This is a genomic window from Devosia ureilytica (assembly GCF_024273195.1).
GTDB classification, from domain to species: Bacteria; Pseudomonadota; Alphaproteobacteria; order Rhizobiales; family Devosiaceae; genus Devosia; species Devosia ureilytica.
Window position 1 is genome coordinate 272,826 of sequence record NZ_JAMZCU010000001.1, and the last position, 19,650, is coordinate 292,475.

At 61.1% G+C, this 19,650-nt stretch carries 19 protein-coding genes and 1 pseudogene; 11 read left to right on the forward strand and 9 right to left on the reverse strand.

Features of this window, described 5'->3' with window-relative positions; all coding sequences use genetic code 11:
• The first annotated feature begins 19 nt into the window (after positions 1–19).
• Genes NIM87_RS01395 through NIM87_RS01415 form a run of 5 tightly spaced genes read left to right on the forward strand, consistent with a single transcriptional unit; the run spans position 20 to position 4,755 of the window.
• Positions 20–832, forward strand: a complete 813-nt coding sequence (locus tag NIM87_RS01395; RefSeq protein WP_254672842.1) for a cysteine hydrolase family protein — start codon at positions 20–22, stop codon at positions 830–832.
• Positions 829–1,311, forward strand: a complete 483-nt coding sequence (locus NIM87_RS01400) for a RidA family protein (RefSeq protein WP_254672843.1) — start codon at positions 829–831, stop codon at positions 1,309–1,311. The genes NIM87_RS01395 and NIM87_RS01400 overlap by 4 nt, the downstream gene beginning before the upstream one ends.
• Before the next feature lie 2 nt (positions 1,312–1,313).
• Complete coding sequence (locus NIM87_RS01405) at positions 1,314–2,810, forward strand: ABC transporter ATP-binding protein (protein ID WP_254672844.1); 1,497 nt, start codon at positions 1,314–1,316, stop codon at positions 2,808–2,810.
• On the forward strand, positions 2,807–3,835 hold the full coding sequence (locus NIM87_RS01410) for an ABC transporter permease (RefSeq protein ID WP_254672845.1): 1,029 nt from the start codon (positions 2,807–2,809) through the stop codon (positions 3,833–3,835). Before NIM87_RS01405 ends, NIM87_RS01410 begins: the two co-directional genes overlap by 4 nt.
• Positions 3,832–4,755, forward strand: coding sequence for an ABC transporter permease (locus tag NIM87_RS01415; RefSeq protein WP_254672846.1), 924 nt, complete (start codon positions 3,832–3,834; stop codon positions 4,753–4,755). The genes NIM87_RS01410 and NIM87_RS01415 overlap by 4 nt, the downstream gene beginning before the upstream one ends.
• Before the next feature lie 84 nt (positions 4,756–4,839).
• Here NIM87_RS01415 and NIM87_RS01420 read toward each other — a convergent pair whose 3' ends face one another.
• From NIM87_RS01420 to NIM87_RS01430, 3 genes and pseudogenes are all read right to left on the reverse strand, one after another.
• The gene (locus tag NIM87_RS01420; protein ID WP_254672847.1) at positions 4,840–5,025 is read right to left on the reverse strand and encodes a hypothetical protein; all 186 of its coding nucleotides are present in this window, start codon (positions 5,023–5,025) and stop codon (positions 4,840–4,842) included.
• A 166-nt stretch (positions 5,026–5,191) separates the two neighbouring features.
• Positions 5,192–5,422, reverse strand: a pseudogene (locus tag NIM87_RS01425) (IS3 family transposase); the annotation flags it as partial.
• A gap of 639 nt (positions 5,423–6,061) precedes the next feature.
• Complete coding sequence (locus NIM87_RS01430) at positions 6,062–9,826, reverse strand: vitamin B12-dependent ribonucleotide reductase (protein WP_415061112.1); 3,765 nt, start codon at positions 9,824–9,826, stop codon at positions 6,062–6,064.
• Positions 9,827–10,525: 699 nt separating this feature from the next.
• Here NIM87_RS01430 and NIM87_RS01435 point away from each other — a divergent pair.
• The 4 genes from NIM87_RS01435 (at position 10,526) to NIM87_RS01450 (ending at position 12,736) form a co-directional block, all read left to right on the forward strand.
• The gene (locus NIM87_RS01435) at positions 10,526–10,912 is read left to right on the forward strand and encodes an NADH:ubiquinone oxidoreductase subunit NDUFA12 (RefSeq protein ID WP_254673298.1); all 387 of its coding nucleotides are present in this window, start codon (positions 10,526–10,528) and stop codon (positions 10,910–10,912) included.
• A gap of 13 nt (positions 10,913–10,925) precedes the next feature.
• Complete coding sequence (locus tag NIM87_RS01440; protein ID WP_408640044.1) at positions 10,926–11,348, forward strand: DUF2155 domain-containing protein; 423 nt, start codon at positions 10,926–10,928, stop codon at positions 11,346–11,348.
• Positions 11,349–11,430: 82 nt separating this feature from the next.
• The gene (locus NIM87_RS01445; RefSeq protein WP_254672849.1) at positions 11,431–12,216 is read left to right on the forward strand and encodes an SDR family NAD(P)-dependent oxidoreductase; all 786 of its coding nucleotides are present in this window, start codon (positions 11,431–11,433) and stop codon (positions 12,214–12,216) included.
• A 22-nt stretch (positions 12,217–12,238) separates the two neighbouring features.
• The gene (locus tag NIM87_RS01450) at positions 12,239–12,736 is read left to right on the forward strand and encodes a GyrI-like domain-containing protein (RefSeq protein ID WP_254672850.1); all 498 of its coding nucleotides are present in this window, start codon (positions 12,239–12,241) and stop codon (positions 12,734–12,736) included.
• Here the strand turns inward: NIM87_RS01450 and NIM87_RS01455 are convergent.
• From NIM87_RS01455 to NIM87_RS01480, 6 genes are all read right to left on the reverse strand, one after another.
• Positions 12,733–13,509 carry an APH(3') family aminoglycoside O-phosphotransferase gene (locus NIM87_RS01455; RefSeq protein WP_254672851.1) on the reverse strand — a complete coding sequence of 259 codons (777 nt, stop codon included), beginning with the start codon at positions 13,507–13,509 and terminating at the stop codon, positions 12,733–12,735. The two genes, NIM87_RS01450 and NIM87_RS01455, sit on opposite strands and share 4 nt — an antisense overlap.
• Positions 13,506–14,138: a leucyl/phenylalanyl-tRNA--protein transferase gene (gene aat, locus NIM87_RS01460; protein WP_254672852.1), complete on the reverse strand. Its 633-nt coding sequence runs from the start codon at positions 14,136–14,138 to the stop codon at positions 13,506–13,508. The genes NIM87_RS01455 and aat overlap by 4 nt, the downstream gene beginning before the upstream one ends.
• Positions 14,139–14,275: 137 nt before the next feature.
• Positions 14,276–15,622, reverse strand: coding sequence for an acetyl-CoA carboxylase biotin carboxylase subunit (gene accC / locus NIM87_RS01465; protein ID WP_254672853.1), 1,347 nt, complete (start codon positions 15,620–15,622; stop codon positions 14,276–14,278).
• An 11-nt stretch (positions 15,623–15,633) separates the two neighbouring features.
• On the reverse strand, positions 15,634–16,134 hold the full coding sequence (gene accB, locus NIM87_RS01470) for an acetyl-CoA carboxylase biotin carboxyl carrier protein (protein ID WP_254672854.1): 501 nt from the start codon (positions 16,132–16,134) through the stop codon (positions 15,634–15,636).
• A 33-nt stretch (positions 16,135–16,167) separates the two neighbouring features.
• Positions 16,168–16,605: a type II 3-dehydroquinate dehydratase gene (gene aroQ, locus NIM87_RS01475; RefSeq protein ID WP_254672855.1), complete on the reverse strand. Its 438-nt coding sequence runs from the start codon at positions 16,603–16,605 to the stop codon at positions 16,168–16,170.
• A 92-nt stretch (positions 16,606–16,697) separates the two neighbouring features.
• Entirely contained in the window at positions 16,698–17,576 is an 879-nt protein-coding gene (locus tag NIM87_RS01480; protein WP_254672856.1) for a DsbA family protein, read from the reverse strand.
• A gap of 150 nt (positions 17,577–17,726) precedes the next feature.
• Here NIM87_RS01480 and NIM87_RS01485 point away from each other — a divergent pair, with 150 nt between their 5' ends.
• Both NIM87_RS01485 and NIM87_RS01490 read left to right on the forward strand, forming a co-directional pair.
• Complete coding sequence (locus NIM87_RS01485) at positions 17,727–18,878, forward strand: pyridoxal phosphate-dependent aminotransferase (RefSeq protein ID WP_254672857.1); 1,152 nt, start codon at positions 17,727–17,729, stop codon at positions 18,876–18,878.
• Positions 18,879–19,385 carry a GNAT family N-acetyltransferase gene (locus NIM87_RS01490; RefSeq protein WP_254672858.1) on the forward strand — a complete coding sequence of 169 codons (507 nt, stop codon included), beginning with the start codon at positions 18,879–18,881 and terminating at the stop codon, positions 19,383–19,385.
• Positions 19,386–19,650: the final 265 nt, after the last annotated feature.

The following is a 19,650-nucleotide window of genomic DNA, read 5'->3' on the forward strand; positions in this document are numbered from 1 at the left end:
TATTTGCAAGGAGATACTAATGAGTGTGGCACCCAAGCCCGGCGAGCAATCAACAATCCTGATGGGGCAGGATGCCAGCCGTGGCTGGCAGGTCAGTCATGATCATGTCGATATGAGCCGACCGGCCCGACCGTTGCGTCCACTCTTTCTGGATGCTGAACCACAGACCGTAACTGTCGATGCCAACAAGTCGGCGCTGCTGATTGTCGACATGCAGAATGATTTCTGCACCCAAGGCGGCTGGCTGCATTCCCGCGGCATCGACATCACCCCCAACCGCAAGCCCATCGAGCCTTTGCGCAAGGCCATCGCGGCGAGCCGCGAGGCCGATATTCCGGTTGTCTGGGTCAATTGGGGGGTGCGCAAGGATCTGCTCAACATCGCGCCTTCTCTCCAACATGCCCACAATCCGCACGGCAATGAGACTAATCTGGCTCAACCTGTTCCCGGCACGCGGTCCGAGGTGATTGCGGCGGGCAGCTGGGGCGCGCGGGTGGTTGATGAGATCAATCCCGGCACCGGTGATTACCAGATCACCAAGCATCGCTTCAGCGCCTTCTGGGACTGCGAAACTGATGCGGTTCTGCGCAATCTTGGAGTGACCACACTCCTGGTCTGCGGGGTCAATCTCGACCAATGCGTCATGACCACCCTCGAGGACGCAACCTTCCTCGGCTACGACGTCATTCTCCTCGAGGACTGCGCGGCCACCACTTCCCCCGATTATTGCGTGCAGAGCGTGCTCTACAACGTCAAGCTACTGTTTGGCTTTGTCGCGCGCTCCACCACCTATTTGCAGGCGCTCGACGCCGAAGGATATGCCGGCAAATGACCAGCGTCGTTTCCAACACAGCCGAAAATCAGTTGCGTGAACTCGGTATCGAATTGCCCAATGTTCCCCGTCCCATTGCCAATTTCGTGCCCTGGCAGCGGCATGGCGACGTTATCTATCTGGCGGGCCAAGTCTGCGAATGGAATGGCAGTGTAGTCTATAAGGGCAAGGTGGGCGATGCCGTCGATTTCGATACTGCGCGGGACGGCGCGCGCATTTGCGGCCTCAACTTGCTGGCAGCTCTGCGGGAGGCGCTGGACAACGATCTGAACCGCGTCCGGTCTTGTCTTCGCGTAGGCGGTTTCGTGCATTGCGCGCCCGACTTTCTGCAGGTTCCGCAGGTAATCAACGGCGCGTCGGACCTGTTTCATTCGATCTTCGGGCCCGAAATTGGCGCCCATGCCCGTACAGCCGTCGGGGTGGCACAATTGCCCCAGGGGGCGTCGGTTGAGGTCGATGCCATCTTCGTGGTCGACTGAACATGCCCGAAAGCCTTGTTCAGTTCGCTGGCGTGACGCGCAGGTTTGGTGACCTGATAGCTGTCAACAATGCCAGCCTCGACATCCGCGCCGGAGAAGTTCTCGCCATATTGGGCGAGAATGGCGCGGGCAAATCCACACTGATGAAAATGCTCTATGGTCTCTATCCGGCCAGCGAAGGGCAGATCCTGCTCGACGGCGCTCCCGCCAAGATCTCCGGGCCGGCCGATGCCATGCGCAATGGCATCGGCATGGTGTTCCAGCATTTCTCCTTGCTGCCTGCCCTGTCCGTGCGGGACAATCTGCTTCTGTCGTGGCCCAAAACCCCGTTCTGGAAAAGCCACCGCAATGCCAGAACGGACGACGTTCTGACGTCCTTGGCCGAGCTGGCGCCGCAGATTGATCCCGAGCGTATCGTGAGCTCCCTCTCGGTCGGCGAACAACAGTTAGTCGAACTGTGCAAGGTGCTCAATATCAATGCGCGCCTCGTTATTCTCGATGAACCAACCTCGGTCCTAACTCCTGCCGAGGCGACGCGTCTGCATGGTTTTATCAAGCAACTGGCGGGACGCGGTGTGGCCGTGGCGCTGATCACTCACAAGCTTGCAGACGTTGAGGCCTGCGCCGACCGGATCGTCGTCATGAGGCGTGGCAGCGTTGTCGACATCGCCGAGCGCGGCGCACGCAGTATGGCCGAAACAGTCGCGCTGATGATGGGCCAAAGCGTTGATCGCACGCTGCGGCCGCCACCAGCATTCGGAAGAACGGTTCCCCGGCTGGTGCTTGAAAATGTTTCCGCACAACGTCCTGACATGAGCTTGCAGGGTATTTCACTCAGCATTGCCGCTGGCGAAATCGTCGGTGTCGCCGGTGTTGCGGGGAATGGACAGGCGTTGCTGGCGGAGGCTGTGGCCGGAGTTGAACCTCTTACCGCTGGAGACATCCTGCTAGATGGTGTGTCCATTGCGCGTCACACCCCCTTCGAGGCTGTCTCGACGCCATTGGGCTATATTCCTGAACAGCCGCGCGACAATGGCGTTGTCGCAACCATGTCTCTGGCGCGCAACCTGGCTCTACGCGATCTGGCCCAGGGCAAGCGCGCCACGGGCAGGCACGCTAATCTCCTGGAGCGCTTCAACGTCAATCCGCCCGATCCAGCCAAACTGGCGGGGACACTGTCGGGCGGCAATGTGCAAAAGCTTGTCATCGCCCGCGAGCTGGGCATTCAGCGTGACGCCATTCTGGCCTGCTATCCGACAATGGGTCTCGATCTGGCGGCCATCGAAATGGTGTACGCGGCCATGTTTGCCCAGGCGGCATCTGGAGCAGCGGTGCTCTGGATTTCCGAGGACCTTGATGACCTGCTGGCGGGCTCGCACCGCATCGCGGTAATGCGCGAGGGGCGATTGGTCGCGCTGCTCGACAATGACGGCACGCTCAGCCGCGAGGCCGTCGGCGCGCTCATGACTGGCATGACCGAGACGGAGGCCGCAGCGTGAGCCCGCGTATTCTGGGCGCTGCGTCGCCCTTCATCCTAACAATTTTCGTCTTCCTGTTTCTTGCAGTCGCATTGTTTATCGGTCTGGGCCAACCGCCCTTTCAGACGCTGGCCGTGCTGGTGCAGTTTGCCGTGGGTGACAGCTACTCACTGTCTCAGACGATGGCGAAAACCACACCAATTCTGCTCTGCGCTCTGGCCGCTGCGGTGCCCGGACGCCTCGGATTGATCTCGGTGGGTGCCGAGGGGCAATTGCATGCCGGCGCTATCGCTGGAACTGCTCTTGTGCTTCTGGCCCCGGTCTGGCCCGCGCCAGTTCTGATCCCGCTCATGTTGATCTTTGCTGCAATTGGCGGGGCAATCTACGGCTATATTCCCGGCCTGCTGCGCGCGCGTCTCGACGTCAACGAAACGATCGTGACGCTGCTCATGAACTATGTGACCGTCTTGCTGGTGGCCGCTCTGGTCTTCGGCCCCTGGCGTGATCCGGCGAGCCAGGGCTGGCCTGCGACCATGCAGTTCCCGCCCAATGCCGTGCTGCCCGCCCTTCCGGGCAGTCGTATCCATCTCGGCCTGCTGCTCGGGCTCGTCGCCGCCTTGGCGCTCCACATCTACTTCAATCACAGCCGTTGGGCCGACAAGGTTCGCATCCTTGCAGGCAACCGCAAGGTCGGCGAGACTTTCGGGCTCAGCTTCGGCTTTTGGGTCATGGTGTTGATGAGTGTGGGCGGCGCTCTGGCCGGCCTTGCAGGCATTTCTGAAGTCTCCGCCATTCAAGGGCGCCTGCAACAATCGATCTCGTTGGGCTACGGCCTGACCGGTTTCCTCGTAAGTTGGCTCTCTCGGCACCAACCCCTGATCATCCTGCCGGTATCGCTCTGCGTCGGCGGATTGGTTGCCGGTAGCGATGCCTTGCAGATGTTTGCAAAGGTCCCCGCGGCCAGCGCGGTCATTTTGCAGGGTCTGTTGTTCGCGGCAGCCCTGGCCGTTCCCGGGCTGCTGGCTCGCTGGAGGAAAGCACAATGAGCGTCGAAATGATCGCCATTCTGGCGAGCTGGGGCATTGCCACCTTGCGTAGCGCCACGCCACTGATCTTTGCCACCTTGGGCGAGACACTGGTGCAACGGGTGGGCATTATCAATCTGGGCACGGAGGGCGAAATGCTGCTCGGCGCCTGTGTCGGCTTTGCCGTCGGTGTCGCCACCGGCAATCCATGGCTCGGCCTCATGGCTGGCGCACTGGCGGGAGCCGTGCTTTCGCTGCTTCATGCGGGACTGGTTCTGGGTGCGGGCGCAAACCAGATCGGGTCGGGCCTTGCCGTCTGGATGATCGCGCTTGGTGCCACGTCCTATTTCGGTCGGGCGCTGGTCGGGCAGCAGGTCACGCCGCTCCCCTCACTCGGATCGGACTGGTCAGATGGCATTCCACTTGTCGGAACGATCCTGTCGCAAATGACGATGGCCGCGCCCATGGCGCTTGCAGCGGTCGTTTTTGCGGCCTGGTGGCTGAACCAGACTCGCCCTGGCCTACACTGGAAGGCCGTGGGCGAATCCGCCCTGATCGCTGCCGAAAACGGCATCAGACCCATTCGTGTGCGGGTGACTGCGATCATGGTGGGTGGTCTTCTCGCCGGGCTTGGTGGTGCAATTCTTTCGGTCGACTACACGCAGACCTGGGCGCAGGAAATGACCAAGGGGCGTGGGCTGGTGGCCGTGGGGCTGGTAATCGTCGCCCGCTGGAAGCCGGCTCTGGTCCTGCCTGTCTGCCTGCTATTCGGGCTGACAGAGGTGGCCACGCTGCGGCTGCAATCGGCGGGCTTCGAGCTCTCGCCGCACTTGTTGGGCACCGCACCCTATCTTGTCGTGCTCCTGGTCCTGGTCGGCAGCCATGTTGTGGCCCGGCGCGCTTCCGCCATGCCCGCAGACCTCAAAGCCGTATTCCAGTAAGCTTGGGTGCTCGGAATGTGCAGATTGCAAGGGGAATGGTCATGACCAGGCAAGAGCGTGGCATATGCGTTGCCTTCGGGGCGATCACCGCGAAGCGATGACCCGTCCCGCAGCCCAACCAATCAGCAAGCCGGCGGCCATAATCAAGCCCCGAGTGAGGGTTGGGGAGTCGAAGGCAAAGATGATCGCGATCGGCGCGGCGATCGCCATGCCCACGAAGGCGCCGATGATCCCATAACGGTCTGTCTTCGGTCGGTCGCGCCAGGCCATCCGTCTTGCCTCACTATTGTTTTTTAGCGACACAGGAAACCTCCAAGGGTTCGGTGGGAGCGGAGAAATCAGAACTGCACGGCAGGCATCCTTCGAACACGGTTACACTCGATGAGGTGTTTTTCCGGCGCGATCGTGAGCTGCTGCCGGTTCGATGGACACGAAGTCAGGCTAGCTTAACTTGCTCTTCGTATTCAACTGGGCTGAGAAAGCCCAGTGTTGAGGGTCGGCGCCTCGGGTTGTAGAAGCGCTCGACATTGTCGAACACATCAGCCTTGGCTTCGTCTCTGGTGCGATAGACCTTGGCTCCGGTGTGTTCGCTCTTGAGCGAGGAGAAGAAGAGCTCCGTCGCCGCGTTGTCCCAGACATGGCCGGACCGCCGCATCGAGAAGGTGAGAAATGCGGTGCCTTGGACCGCCGGCAGGTCGGCTGGGGCAGGGGCTTTGCTATCGACCATGGGCGCCTCGACTTCCGGACGATGCCTCTTGGGCTCACACGGGCGCGTTGCAGCGCCGTCCGGCCACAGGGCTTCACGGTTGCAGGTATTGGGCGTGGCTCCGAGACGGCTTCGTCCCTGAGTTAGTTTTTAGTGGGACGAAGACCGCCTCGGAACGCCGGGTTTCTCCTGCCCGGCAAGGCCCCTTTTGATCGCTCGTCGCAAGGTGACCCACCAAGCAGGCAAGCCCTGGAGCGACCCGGGGCTCAACCGGCACCTTCCGCATCTGGTCGCTGCAGACCGCCCGTCGCAGAAGAGATGAGGCGATTCTGCCGGAGGTTTTGGGGGCGGGGATAAGTTGGGGGCGATTGGTTGTCTGGGGGGGGCAACGCGGTGTTGTTCTTGAGTTTGGCCGACCGGCAGTTTGCGCGGAAGCCCCTCCCGCACGTTTAACCAAGACTGTTCTTCGAAATTTTGCCCGGCTTGGACGTTCACGAGTGGTACGGTTTTGTAAGGGCCGAGGTCGCTCCCTCAGCCTTCTTTGTTTCTGAAATTAAGTTAGGCCCAACCAAGATGGTCGGGCCTATTTTTGACTATACTTCAGCTACAGCCAGTCGTCGTCCCGCAGGTGTCGCACTTCAAACAGGTGCCGTTGCGGACCATGGTGAAGTTGTTGCACTCGGTGCATTGGTCGCCGGTATAGCCCTTCATCTGGGCCTCGGCGCGGAGGAGGCCGGTGTCTTTGCTCGGTGGCGGGGCAGGGATTGGGCTGAGCTCGGCGGTGTTGAGGGCTGTCGGGCTTGGGTCGATTTTGAGGGCCGTGGCGGATTTGAGGGCCGTCACGGTGGAGGTCTGCATCGAGCCGACGGGGTTGTAGGCTTCAGCCTGAGCACGGGGAACCAGCATCAGAGATGAGTTCTGGACCTTGCCGCGGGTCATGCCGCGAGAGACAAAGCGCTCAGCCGGCACCGGAGCGGCGGGGGGCGCAGTGCGCGTACCCTGCTCTTCGGCAACGCCCTTGCCGAGCGAAGTCGGGCTGTCCGGATTGACGTGGGCGAGGTCATTCCGGTCGAGATAGGAAACGGCCAGTTCGCGGAACACATAGTCGAGGATCGACGTGGCATTCTTGATGCGGTCATTGCCCATGACCATGCCGGCAGGCTCGAAGCGGGTGAAGGTGAAGGCCTCCACATATTCGTCCAGCGGCACGCCATATTGCAGGCCGAGCGAGATGGCGATGGCGAAGTTGTTCATCATGGCGCGGAAGGCGGCGCCTTCCTTGTGCATGTCGATGAAGATTTCGCCGATGCGCCCGTCATCATATTCGCCGGTGCGGACATAGACCTTGTGGCCGCCAACAACGGCTTTCTGGGTGTAGCCCTTGCGACGATCCGGCATCTTTTCGCGTTCGCGGAACACCTTCTCGACGATCTTTTCGACGATGACTTCAGTGCGGGCGGCAGCGGGCAGGGCGGCGATGGCTTCGACCTGGTCCTCGTCATCCTCGTCGTCAGCGGCGGCGAGCACGGAGGAGTTGAGCGGCTGGCTCAGCTTGGAGCCGTCGCGATAGAGGGCGTTTGCCTTCAGCGCCAGGCGCCAGGACAGCATATAAGCGGACTTGGCATCCTCGACGGTGGCGTCGTTGGGCATGTTGATGGTCTTGGAGATTGCGCCCGAGATGAAGGGCTGCGCGGCAGCCATCATCAGGATGTGGGATTCCACAGACAGGTAGCGCTTGCCGATCTTGCCGCAGGGGGTGGCGCAATCGAAGACGGGCAGATGCTCGTCCTTGAGGAAGGGCGCGCCTTCGAGCGTCATGGCGCCGCAAACGTGGATATTGGCGGCCTCGATGTCCTTTTTGGAGAAGCCCAGGAAGGGCAGCAGCTCGAAGGAGAAATCATTGAGCTGCTCGTCGGTGACGCCCAGGCTCTTGAGGAAATCGGCGCCGAGCGTCCACTGGTTAAAGACGAACTTGATGTCAAAGGCCGACTTCATCGCGGCGTTGAGCGCTTCGATCTTGTCGTCGGTGAAGCCCTTGGCCTTGAGGGTCGTCGGATTGATGGCCGGAGCCTGGTTCATATTGCCATGGCCGACCGCATAGGCCTCCATTTCGGCAATCTGGTCCTCGGCATAGCCCAGGGTGCGCAGGGCCGGGGGCACGGCGCGGTTGATGATCTTGAAGTATCCGCCACCGGCGAGCTTTTTGAATTTCACCAGGGCGAAATCGGGTTCGATGCCGGTGGTGTCACAATCCATGACCAGGCCAATGGTGCCGGTCGGAGCGATAACGGACACCTGGGCGTTGCGGTAGCCGTGCTTTTCGCCCAGGGCGAGAGCATTGTCCCAGGCCAGCTTGGCGCGCTCGGACAGGGCCGCGTCGATAAGGCTGGCATGGTCGAGCGGCACCGGATTGATGGAGAGCTCTTCATAGCCGGTCGCATTGCCGTGCGCGGCATTGCGATGGTTGCGAATGACGCGCAGCATGGCTTTGGCGTTGCGCTTGTAATCCTTGAAGGGGCCGAGTTCCTTGGCCATTTCGGCCGAGGTGGCATAGGAAACGCCGGTCATGATGGCCGTGATGGCACCGGCAATGGCGCGGCCTTCGGCCGAGTCATAGGGAATGCCGGAGGTCATCAGGAAGCCGCCGATATTGGCATAGCCAATGCCCAGGGTGCGGTATTCGAACGAGCGTTCGGCAATGGCGCGCGAGGGGAACTGGGCCATCATCACCGAGATTTCGAGCACAATGGTCCAGAGGCGGACGGTGTGTTCGTAAGCGGCGGTGTCGAAGGAGCCGTCCTTGTTGCGGTAGGGGAGCAGGTTGACCGAGCACAGGTTGCAGGCCGTGTCATCAAGGAACATGTATTCCGAGCACGGATTGGACGCGACGATAGGGCCGGCGGCGGGGCTGGTGTGCCACTCGTTGATGGTGGTGTGATACTGGATGCCGGGATCGGCGGAGGCCCAGGCGGCGTAACCGATCTGTTCCCAAAGGTCATTGGCCTTGAGGGTCTTGATGGTCTTGCCGTTGCTGCGGGCGGTCAGGTTCCAGTCGCCATCGTTCTCGACGGCGTTGAGGAAGTCGTCGGTGACGCGGACGGAATTGTTCGAGTTCTGGCCGGACACGGTCAGATAGGCTTCGCTATCCCAATCGGTATCGTAGATGGGGAATTCGAGATCGGTATAGCCTTGGCGGGCGAACTGGATGACGCGGTAGATATAGTTTTCCGGCACCAGCGCCTTTTTGGCGGCGCGGACTTCGCGCTTGAGTGCAGGGTTCCGGGCCACATCAAAGCAGTCATCGCCCGAACCGCCTTCGCAGTTCACGGCGGCCTTCATGATGGCCTTCAAATGCTTGGAAACAATCTTGGAGCCGGTGACGAGGGCCGCAACCTTCTGCTCTTCCTTCACCTTCCAATTGATATAGGCCTCGATATCGGGGTGATCGATGTCGATGACGACCATTTTGGCGGCGCGGCGGGTGGTGCCCCCCGACTTGATGGCGCCCGCAGCGCGATCACCGATCTTCAGGAAGCTCATCAGGCCCGAGGACTTGCCGCCGCCCGAGAGGCGTTCGCCTTCGCCGCGCAGCTTGGAGAAATTGGTGCCGGTGCCGGAGCCGTATTTGAACAGGCGGGCTTCGCGAACCCAAAGGTCCATGATGCCGTTCTCGTTGACGAGGTCATCGTCGACCGACTGGATGAAACAGGCGTGCGGCTGGGGATGCTCGTAGGCCGATTTGGACTGAACGAGCTTGTGGGTGAAGGGGTCGACGTAGAAATGGCCCTGACCGGGGCCGTCGATGCCATAGGCCCAGTGCAGGCCCGTGTTGAACCACTGCGGGGAATTGGGAGCTACGCGTTGCGACGCAAGCATGAACGCCAGTTCGTCAAAGAAGGTGCGCGCGTCTTCTTCGCTGTCGAAATAGCCACCCTTCCAGCCCCAGTAGGTCCAGGTGCCGGCGAGGCGGTCAAAAACCTGGCGCGAATCCATTTCGGGGCCAAAGCGCTCGTCCTCGGGGAGCTTGGCGAGCGCTGCTTCGTCGGGGACGGAGCGCCATAGCCAGGAGGGGACGGAGTTCTCTTCGACCTTCTTGAGGACCTTTGCGACGCCGGCCTTGCGGAAATACTTCTGCGCAATGATGTCGGTGGCGACCTGCGACCAGGTGGCAGGCACGGCAATATTGTCGAGCTTGAAAACCACCGAGCCATCGGGGTTTTTGATCTCGCTGGTCGCCGAACGGAACTCGAGCGAGCCGTAGCGATCCGCGTTGGCAGTGGTAAAGCGGCGTTCAATGCGCATTGTCGTCGTAATCCCCAAGTGTCGGGCACAACAGTGCCCACCAGCCGAAACCCGGCTTCTCATCCAAATCTGTGTTGACGCTAAACCAACCAAAGCCCGCGGGAGGCGCGGACCCCAGAAAATTGCCCCGTGCCCTGGGTTTACGGCGATCGTCCTGCCGCCGCTTTTTACCCAAGGACCTGTCCGGTATTTCCCAAGGCCCCGAACGATGTTCAGAGTTAGTCGATTCAGGGGGCGCGTCAACGTCAGAAATCACAAGACCTAGTGTTGCAGCCATGTGCAGGAACAAGGGCTAGTATGGGTAATATGTGGATTACGGGGACAAATAGCAAGCAAATCAGGTGACTTGGTGGGCGTTCTGGAGGCCGGTTCGAGGCCATTGAAGGTGTCCATGAGCGACGCGAATTTCCACCGCTAAGAGGCCGGAATTCCTCGCTGATCGGGATCGCACCAAGGTCGTTTACCGGGCGTTATCCATAAGGAAAATGTCTAGAATCGGATCGGGCAGACAGGTGTCAAGCGCAGAATTTTTGTCAATCGCATGACAGTTGGGGACACAATATCTAGTCGATCACGCACAGCCCGCGCCGCTGCACATGGAAGACTCAGTGCGTCAGCGCACTGCGTCCGGCCCAGCTCAGCCAGCGCTGCTTCTATGTCGAGACAGGCGGCAATTCGGTCTAGGCTCCTGTCGCGGCCCATGTTACACCCGGCCAAACGCGCATATCTCGACGGCGGAATCGAAAATTGGCCAAATCCGGTATCAAGCAGTTCCTCACTGAAATCTTCTCGTGGTGGGGTGGAAACACATGGGGCACGCGCCTGTGGATCCGTCGCTTTGGCGACTATGTCGGCTCCGACGAGTTCGGAAATCGCTATTATCAGGATCGCAGGGCCAATCGGCGCTATGTGACCTATGCCGGCGGCTTTGCTGACGCCTCTGCCATTCCGCCCGGCTGGCATGGATGGATGCATCATCGTTCCGACGCTGTTCCCGCAGAGGCCAAGTATGAGCCGCATGCCTGGGAAAAGCCCCATCAGCCGAACCTGACTGGCACGGCCGCTGCCTACCGCCCTGATGGCAGCCTGCTCAACAAGGGTGAGCGTCCGCGCGTCACTGGCGACTACCAGGCCTGGTCGCCCGAATAAGGGCAGACCGGATTTGCGGACGACCTTTCAACAATTGCGCCGGCCGCTGCTGACAGCGGCCGTTTTGACCTTTGCGGGTCTCTTTCCCGCGCAGGCGCAGCCGGTGGCCAATCCGGTTGCGACCTTTGCCGGGCTCGACAAGATTACCGGCCGGATTACCCGGTTTGACGTTTATATCGACGAGACGGTGCTGTTCGGGGCCCTCGAATTGACGCCGCGCGCCTGCTACGACCGGCCGAGCAGCGACACGCTGCAACGCACCTCGGCATTTCTCGAAGTGGACCAGCGCAGCCTTGATGGCTCGGCCGAACGCATCTTTACCGGGTGGATGTTCGCCGACAGCCCGGCGCTCAATGCCGTCGACCACGCCGTTTATGACGTGTGGCTGATCGAGTGCAAAACATCCACCAATGTGCCGCCGCCGAGCGAGCGCTAGTTTTTTCCTGACCCATGTTCAAGCCAGGGCCCTTCCTTCGTCGTGAAGGCGGGGTGCATCGGTGCGACCAGGAGGGAAAGGCATGTTGCTCAAGGACAAGGTGGCGGTGGTTTATGGCGGTAGCGGTGCTGTTGGTGGCGCCGTGGCGAGAGCATTTGCGCGCGATGGCGCGATTGTGCATCTGGTGGCACGCAGGCTGGCGCCGCTGGAAGCCATTGCCGACGACATTCGCCAGGCAGGTGGCAGGGTTCAGGTCGGGCAGGCCGACGCACTCAAGCCCGATGATGTCGCCGCGCATCTCGAGGCCGTTCTGGCCGCCAGCGGGCCCGTCAAAATAGTCTTCAGCGCTGTGGACTGGGGGGATTCGCAGGGTCAGAACCTGACTGAGATGAGTTATCAGCGCTTCATCTTGCCAGTCGAGCGCGGGCTCAAATCCTGGTTCAACGTGGGCGGGCTGATGGCCCGGCACATGGGAGAGAATGGCGGCGGTGTCATTCTCGGAATTACCGCCAATGCGGCGCGCGAGGCCTATACCGAAATGGGTGGCTTTGGCGTTGCCTGCGCCGCAGTGGAGCATTTCCTGCGGCATCTGGCGGCGGAGAACGGGCCGAACGGTGTTCGCTGCTGCTGGGTGCGGTCGCCAGGATCGCCTGACGCACCGGGCGTGCGCGATGCCTGGATGATCCATGCGCGTGAGCGCGGAATATCATTTGAGGAAATGCATCGGGAGGCAGCCAGGGACACGCCGCTGCGGCGCATTGCGTCGTTAGGGCAGGTGGCCGATGCGGCAGTCTTGCTCGCGAGCGATCTGGCGTCGAGCATGACGGCTACGCTGGCCAATACCACCGGCGGCGCTCAGGTCGATTGAAGCAGAACAGGAGGATAGAGCCATGATGACATTGCCACACAACGAAAAGCGCGTCGCGCAGCCTTATGTCTATGTGCCGTTCGAGGTGACGATGCAGCAGATGCAAAAACCGGCGAACGAGGGGTTTCCGCAGGTGTTTGCCTATCTGGAGAAGCATGGGCTGAAGCCGGTGGGTGCGGCCTTCTATAATTATCGGCGGATCAACATGAGGGCGACACTGGATGTCGAGGCGGGCATTGCCGTCGAGACCGCAGGGCCGGACGAGGGCAATGTGCGCAATGGCGTGCTGCCAGCAGGAAATTTCATGGGCCTGGAATGGCACGGACATCCAGACAAGCTCGAGCAGGTCACCGGCATGCTGGTGGGCTGGTCGCGCTTGACCGGGCAGGATTTCGACGTAGAGGAAAGGGCCGACGGCGACCACTTCGCTTGCCGGCTGGAGATCTACGAAAGCGATCCGGCGGAAGTGCCCAATATGGATGATTGGGTGACCACGCTGGCGTTCAAGCTACGGGACTAGAACATCTCGTCGAGCGTGCAATAGTAACGGTACTTAACCTCGTCCCATTCGGCGCCATAGGCGGCGAGGAAGGCGGGGATATGCGCTTCGCCGATGTTAAAAGCCACGCTGCGGCAGGCAAGGGCGAGGTCTTGCCAGACATCGGCGAGGCCGACGCGGCCACAATCGACCATGCCAGAAAAGCGGCCATCAAGCGCCAGCACATTGGGGGTCGAGGCGTCGCCATGAGTAACGATCTGCTGACCGATTGGTGGGCGATTGGCTTTCAGCCAGTCGAGGACCTGTTGGGCGGTCTGGCCTAGGCGTTGGGTGTCAAAGTCGCTCTCATCGACGAGACCGGCAACTAATCGTGCCTCGGCGTCGGCCAGGCGGGCGTCCAGGCCGTGATCGAAGTGGCAGGTAGTTGTGTCGAGTGCGTGCATGCGCTTGAGGCCCTGCGCATAGGCTCGGACGAAGACCTCGGGCCGGTCGATGTAATGGGTGAGGTCTTCGCCGGGGACGGCGCTCATAAGGAGCCAGAGACGGTTGCTGCCCTGTTCGGCGTCCACGACGCGCGGCGCCTTGAAGCCCATGCGGGTCAGCCAATTGAGGCGCTCAATTTCCCCGGGGAGTTCGGCTAAGGGATGAAGCGGCTCGGTCTTGAGAAAAACCGCATTGTCGTCGTTGAGGGCAATGCGCCAGACGCTGGCGCCAGACTTGCCAATGGTGATGGGCGTCCAGGCGAGGTCGCGCAGGGGCGACATGCTTTCGGGCAGGTCAGAGTGAAGTGTCATTTTATGTCCCAGGCGTGCCAGTTGGCTTCACCCGCAGTGGCGACTCCGAGGCGGTCTTCATATTCGGCGCGGGTGATCTCGATCCCGCCCAGCGATTCGAGATGATCGGTGAGGAATTGGGTATCGAGCAGCTGAAAACCGCCGGCGTTCAGGCGTTCGACCAGATGCGCCATGGCCATCTTGGAGGCGTCGGTGCGACGGTGGAACATGGATTCGCCGAAGAAGGCGGCGCCGATGGCGAGGCCATAGAGGCCGCCAATCAGCTCCTGGTCGTCCCAGACCTCGACGGTGTGGGCGATGCCGCGCCGGAAGAGCTCGCCGTAGACGGCGCGAATCGTGGTGTTGATCCAGGTGGTGTCGCGGTCTGCGCCGACAGTGGCGCAGCCTTCGATGATGCCGTCCCAATCGCTGTCGACGCGAATGGTCCAGCCGGAGTGGCGCATGGTTTTGCGCAGGCTCTTTGAGGCATGGAAACCGTCGAGCGGCAGAATGCCGCGCAGGTCGGGGCTGACCCAAAATACGTCGTTGTCCGCGGCGTCCTCGGCCATGGGAAAGATCCCGGCGCGATAGGCGCGGACGATGAGTTCGGGGGTCAGTTCAACGCTGAAGGGGTCTGTCTGGCGGGCCATGGCAAGAGACTTAAGGAGGTTCAAGGCTTGGTCAAGTTACCAGGCGGCCATTCGAGCATCGCTCTCATGACCTTCGGATCGCATACCGCTCCACTGGAGCGATATGCCTTTCAGGACCGGCCCGAAGCCCTCAGTGCTTAAGCCTTGTTATTGGCGAGGAAGTTTTCCAGCCAATGGATGTCATAATTGCCGGTGAGGATGTCCTGCTCCTTGAGGAGGCGCTGGAACAGCGGCAGCGTGGTCTTGACGCCATCGATGACGAACTCATCGACCGCGCGGCTGAGGCGCTTCAAACATTCCTCGCGGGTACGGCCATAGACGATCAGCTTGCCGATGAGCGAGTCGTAATAGGGCGGGATCTTGTAGCCCTGATAGACCGCCGAATCGACGCGGATGCCGACGCCGCCGGCGGGGTGGTAGAAAGTGATCGTGCCCGGCGAGGGCGCAAAGGTCTGCGGGTCCTCGGCGTTTATGCGCACTTCGATGGCGTGGCCATAGAACTGCACCTGATCCTGGGTCATCGAGAGCTTTTCGCCCGAGGCAACCTTGATCTGCTCGTAGACAATGTCGATGCCGGTGATGCGCTCGGTAACCGGGTGCTCCACCTGCAGGCGGGTGTTCATTTCAATGAAATAGAACTCGCCGTTCTCGTAAAGGAACTCAATGGTGCCGGCGCCGGAATATTTCAGCTTGCGCATGGCGGCGGCGCAGATTTCGCCGATTTCATCGCGCTCGGAAGGCGAAATGGTCGGGCCGCCGGCCTCTTCCCAGACCTTTTGGTGGCGGCGCTGCAAGGAGCAGTCGCGCACGCCAAGGTGAACGGCATTGCCCTGGCCGTCGCCAAGCACCTGCACCTCGATGTGGCGCGGCTTGCCGAGGTATTTTTCCATGTAGACTGAGTCATTGCCGAAAGCGGCCTTGGCTTCGGTGCGGGCGGTGGACCAGGCTTCGAGCAGGTCCTTTTCCGTCTTGGCGACCTTCATGCCGCGACCACCGCCACCTGCAGTTGCCTTGATCAGCACCGGGTAGCCGATTTCCTTGGCGGTCTTCTTGGCGTCAGCTTCAGTTTCGACGGCGCCTGCAGAACCGGGAACCACGGGAATGCCCAGCTCAACGGCGGTTTTCTTGGCCGTGATTTTGTCGCCCATGATCTCGATATGGTGCGCCGAAGGGCCGATGAAGGTGACGTTGTGCTCGGTCAGGATCTTGGCGAAGCGGGCGTTTTCCGAGAGGAAACCATAGCCCGGATGCACGGCATCGGCGCCGGTGATCTCACAGGCGGCCATGATGGACGGAATGTTGAGATAGCTGTCGCGGGCCTGGTTGGGACCGATACAGACGCTTTCGTCGGCCAGACGCACATGCATGGCGTTAGCGTCAGCAGTGGAATGGACGGCAACGGTGGCGATGCCCATTTCTTTACAGGCACGCAGGATGCGCAGGGCGATTTCGCCGCGATTGGCGATCAGGACTTTCTGAAACACTGGAAGTCCCCTTATTCGATGACGACGAGCGGCTCGCCATATTCGACCGGCTGGGCATCTTCAACGAGCACGCGGGTGACAGTGCCCGAGCGATGGGCCGGAATCTGGTTCATGGTTTTCATGGCCTCGATAATGAGGACCGTCTGACCTTCCGTGACCTTGGTGCCGACATCGACGAACACAGCCTTGCCGGGTTCAGGTGAGCGGTAGGCGGTGCCGACCATGGGCGATGTCAGGGTGCCGGGGTTGGATGCAAGGTCTTCGGCCTTGGCTGGCGCAGCGGCTGGAACCGAACCCGCGGGGGCGCTAGGCGCCGGAGCGGCGGGTGCGGCCGCCGGGGCCTGCATGTACTGCATGGGCGCCGGGGCATAGGCCGGCGCCTCGTGGGGGTAGGAGCGCGTGACGCGGACCCGCAAATCTTCCTGCTCGATCTCGATCTCGGCAAGGTTTTCCTTGTTGAGCAATTCGGCAATGGCGCGGATCAGTTCCTGATCCACTGATGACTTGGTCATTCTGTCGGTCTCCCGGCTTCTCGCGTCGAAGCGTTATTTGAGTTTTTCGGCCAAGGCCATGAGGGCCAGTTTATATCCAAGCGAGCCAAAGCCGCAAATAACACCGAAAGCAACCGACGACACATAAGAATGATGCCGGAATGTTTCGCGCTGATGGATATTGGTGAGATGCACTTCGGCAACCGGCAGGCTCACGGCCCTGAGGGCGTCGTGAATGGCAACCGAAGTGTGAGAATAGGCGGCTGGATTGATCAGGATGCCGTCCGCGGTCTTGCGGGCGTCCTGAATCCAGGTGACCAGCTCGCCCTCGTGGTTGGATTGCCGAAAATCGAGGCTTAGCCCCAGTTCGTCGGCCGCGGCTTTGCACAGTGCCTCGACATCCTTGAGCGTTTCCGCACCATAGGTTCCCGGCTCGCGGGTGCCGAGCAGGTTGAGGTTCGGGCCATTGAGGACGAGAACGCGCTTTGTCATGATCCAAGCCTTTTGCACCGGCCCTTTTGACCGGCGCAAGGGCGGTTACACGAAATGCACCGAAAAGGCTAGATGAGCTGGCTCAAGAGCGCTCAACTGCACTGGGTCTTGCCGCAGGCGCGCATGTCGGCAATACGGGCACGCAATTCATCCGCGCCGATGGCGCCGGGAATGATCTCGTTACCAATGATGTAAGTTGGGGTGCCGGTAATGCCCAGTGCCTGGGCGATTTCGTAAGACGCCTGGATTGTGTTGGCGACGGTCTGGTCGCCCATCTGCAGTTCCAGATCGACCGGCGACAGACCCAAATCCTGGGCCGCGGCCAGGGCCACCGACTTGTCGACCTTCCCACGGCTGGTGAACAGGGTCTGGTGGAAATCCCAGTAACTTGCTTCGGATTGTCCGACGAGGACGGCAACGCGCGCGGCATCGATAGATTCGTTGGAAAGGATTGGAAATTCCTTGAGGATAACCTTGAGATTGGGGTCCTCCGCCAGCAGCGCAGCCATATCCGGCAGGGCGGCGCGGCAATAACCGCAGTTGTAGTCGAAGAATTCGACCAAGGTGACGTCGCCATCAGGATTGCCGAGGACAATCTGGTCGGGGGCGTTGAATATCTTGTCGTGGAAGGCCGCAAGGGCGGTTTCGGAACGAGCGGATTCTTCGGCGCGCAGGGTATTTTCCAGCGCTGTCGAAACCCGCTGCAACACCTTGGGATCGCTGAGAAGATATTGCTCGATCAGTGGATTGAGTTCAGCCGGGTCAATGGCGGCGGTTTCGGGCGCGACGGGCTCTGGGGCGGCGGGAGCCGCTGAGGCCGCGAGGGCGGCCTGCTCGTTGAGCACGTGTTCGACAATTGCGCGAACGGCCACGGCGTCGGTTTCCGACTTTGGCTGGTTGATGACGGAATATCCCAAAGCGCCCGCGAGAATTCCGGCGATGGCGACCAAGGCAATAGAAAGGCGGTTCATTCAGGCGCTCCAGGCGAGTCTTGCGGCTTCTCTTTAGCAGACGGAAGCGCGGAGGAGGACCTGTATCGGGGCGGGCGGTTGGCGGGCAGTTCAATTATTGTTGAGAAGGCCGCAACTTCGGGCTACGCCCGAGGAAACAGCGGAGTTTTCATGACCATTTCTGCCGATGGGCTGATGCCTTTTCTCGCCATGGATATTCTCAAGCGCGCCAAGGCGTTGGAGGCGCGGGGGCGGGTTGTGTGTCATCTGGAGGTCGGGGAACCGGGGGCGCCGCCTGCGCCGCGGGTGATTGAGGCCGTGGCCAGGGCCTTGCCGGAGCCGCAGGGCTACACAAATGCCAAGGGCCTGACGGGCCTGAGGGACGGCCTGGCTGGTTATTATGAACGGCAGCACGGGGTCAAAATCGATCCTGAACTGGTACTGGCGACCATGGGGTCGTCGGCCGGGTTCATCCTGGCGTTTCATACCGCGTTCAAGCCGGGGGCGCGCATCGCAATCACCCGCCCTGGCTACCCCGCCTATGTGAACACGCTACTCGGCCTTGGTTTTAGCGTTGCCGAAATTCCGGTGAGCGCGGCCAATGGCTGGCGGCTGACCGGAGAGCAGATCGCGGCGGCCCATGCGCGGCAGCCATTCGAGGGATTGTTGTTTGCAAGCCCTGCCAATCCGACTGGCGCTGCGGTGGATCGGGCGCAATTGGCCGAAATCGTTGCGACCTGCGCGCGACTGGGGGTGCAGTTCATTTCCGACGAGATTTATCACGGGCTGGACTATTCAGGGCCGTCTGTGAGTGCGCTGGAGCTGACGCGCGACGCCATCGTGATCAACAGCTTTTCAAAATACTACTGCATGACCGGCTGGCGGATCGGCTGGATGGTGATGCCGGAAAACCTCGTGCGACGGGCCGAGATATTGCAGCAGAACCTGTTTATCTCGGCGCCAACGCTGAGCCAGATCGGGGCGACGGTAGCGCTCGAAGAACGGGATTATGCCGAAGAACAGAAAGCGGCCTATGCAAAGAACCGGCTGTTGCTGGGGCAGGGGCTGCGGGAGCTGGGCTTTGAGCTGCCGAGCATGGGCGACGGGGCGTTCTACGCTTATGCGGGGATCGGCAGGTTCTCCAATGACGCCATGGATTTCTGCCTGAGGTTGCTCGATGTGGCCGGGGTCGCGGCGACGCCGGGTGTCGACTTTGACCGCACCGATGGCAATGGCTATGTGCGGTTCAGCTATGCCGGCACACAGACCAGCATCGAGATGGCGCTAGAGCGGATGCGCGACTTCACCAGGGCAGGCGGCTAGATGACGTCTATCCCGACACTTGAGACTGAAAGACTGATCCTGCGGGCTCCGACGGTGGACGATTATCCGGCCTATGCGGCCTTCATGGCGTCGGACCGTTCTCGGATGATGGGTGGGCCGCATGTCCGCTGGGCGGCGTGGGGCATGTTTTCGAGCGATGTCGCGATGTGGGCGTTGTATGGCCACGGCGCGCTGATGATCGATCTCAAGGGCGAGCGAACTTGTGTCGGCCAGGTGGGCATCAATCACGGGCCCATGTTCCCCGAAAAGGAACTGGGCTGGATGCTCTATGACGGTTTTGAGGGATTTGGCTATGCCACCGAAGCTGGTGCAGCGCTGAAGGCCTGGGCGTTCGTAACGCTGGGGCTGGAAACGCTGGTGAGCTATTTCGACCCGGACAATGTCAGGTCGATGGCGGTTTCAGCGCGCCTGGGTGGCGTGCGGGATGATACGGCGCAGCCCCAGGATGAGGGCGACGTGGTGTTTCGGTATAACAGGCCGTACTAACTCCCAGTGTGTCGAGACCCCACCCGGCCTCCGCCTGGCAGGAGGGCCGTTCATGCAGCGCGCGTGACATGGGCGAGACAATCGGCCCTTTTCACCCTCTCCCTTGAGGGGAGATTTGTGAAGCTGGCTGCCGAGCAGCCCAGCGCAACCAGGGTGGCGGTGTCGGATTGTGTTGCAAATGTCGATGTTTACTGGAGGCGCTGACACCCCCACCCGAGCGTCGCTAAAGTCCTGACGGACCTAAGCTCTACTTGCCCTCCCCTCA

Bases quoted from the DNA above. Each gene is read 5' to 3' on its own strand.
- NIM87_RS01430 (WP_415061112.1), bottom strand. From the start codon at position 9,826: ATGAGAAGCCGGGTTTCGGCTGGTGGGCACTGTTGTGCCCGACACTTG.
- NIM87_RS01400 (WP_254672843.1), top strand. From the start codon at position 829: ATGACCAGCGTCGTTTCCAACACAGCCGAAAATCAGTTGCGTGAACTC.
- NIM87_RS01420 (WP_254672847.1), bottom strand. From the start codon at position 5,025: ATGGCCTGGCGCGACCGACCGAAGACAGACCGTTATGGGATCATCGGC.
- aat (WP_254672852.1), bottom strand. From the start codon at position 14,138: ATGGCCCGCCAGACAGACCCCTTCAGCGTTGAACTGACCCCCGAACTC.
- NIM87_RS01445 (WP_254672849.1), top strand. From the start codon at position 11,431: ATGTTGCTCAAGGACAAGGTGGCGGTGGTTTATGGCGGTAGCGGTGCT.
- NIM87_RS01455 (WP_254672851.1), bottom strand. From the start codon at position 13,509: ATGACACTTCACTCTGACCTGCCCGAAAGCATGTCGCCCCTGCGCGAC.
- accB (WP_254672854.1), bottom strand. From the start codon at position 16,134: ATGACCAAGTCATCAGTGGATCAGGAACTGATCCGCGCCATTGCCGAA.
- NIM87_RS01405 (WP_254672844.1), top strand. From the start codon at position 1,314: ATGCCCGAAAGCCTTGTTCAGTTCGCTGGCGTGACGCGCAGGTTTGGT.
- NIM87_RS01490 (WP_254672858.1), top strand. From the start codon at position 18,879: ATGACGTCTATCCCGACACTTGAGACTGAAAGACTGATCCTGCGGGCT.
- aroQ (WP_254672855.1), bottom strand. From the start codon at position 16,605: ATGACAAAGCGCGTTCTCGTCCTCAATGGCCCGAACCTCAACCTGCTC.
- NIM87_RS01415 (WP_254672846.1), top strand. From the start codon at position 3,832: ATGAGCGTCGAAATGATCGCCATTCTGGCGAGCTGGGGCATTGCCACC.
- NIM87_RS01480 (WP_254672856.1), bottom strand. From the start codon at position 17,576: ATGAACCGCCTTTCTATTGCCTTGGTCGCCATCGCCGGAATTCTCGCG.
- NIM87_RS01485 (WP_254672857.1), top strand. From the start codon at position 17,727: ATGACCATTTCTGCCGATGGGCTGATGCCTTTTCTCGCCATGGATATT.
- NIM87_RS01395 (WP_254672842.1), top strand. From the start codon at position 20: ATGAGTGTGGCACCCAAGCCCGGCGAGCAATCAACAATCCTGATGGGG.
- NIM87_RS01450 (WP_254672850.1), top strand. From the start codon at position 12,239: ATGATGACATTGCCACACAACGAAAAGCGCGTCGCGCAGCCTTATGTC.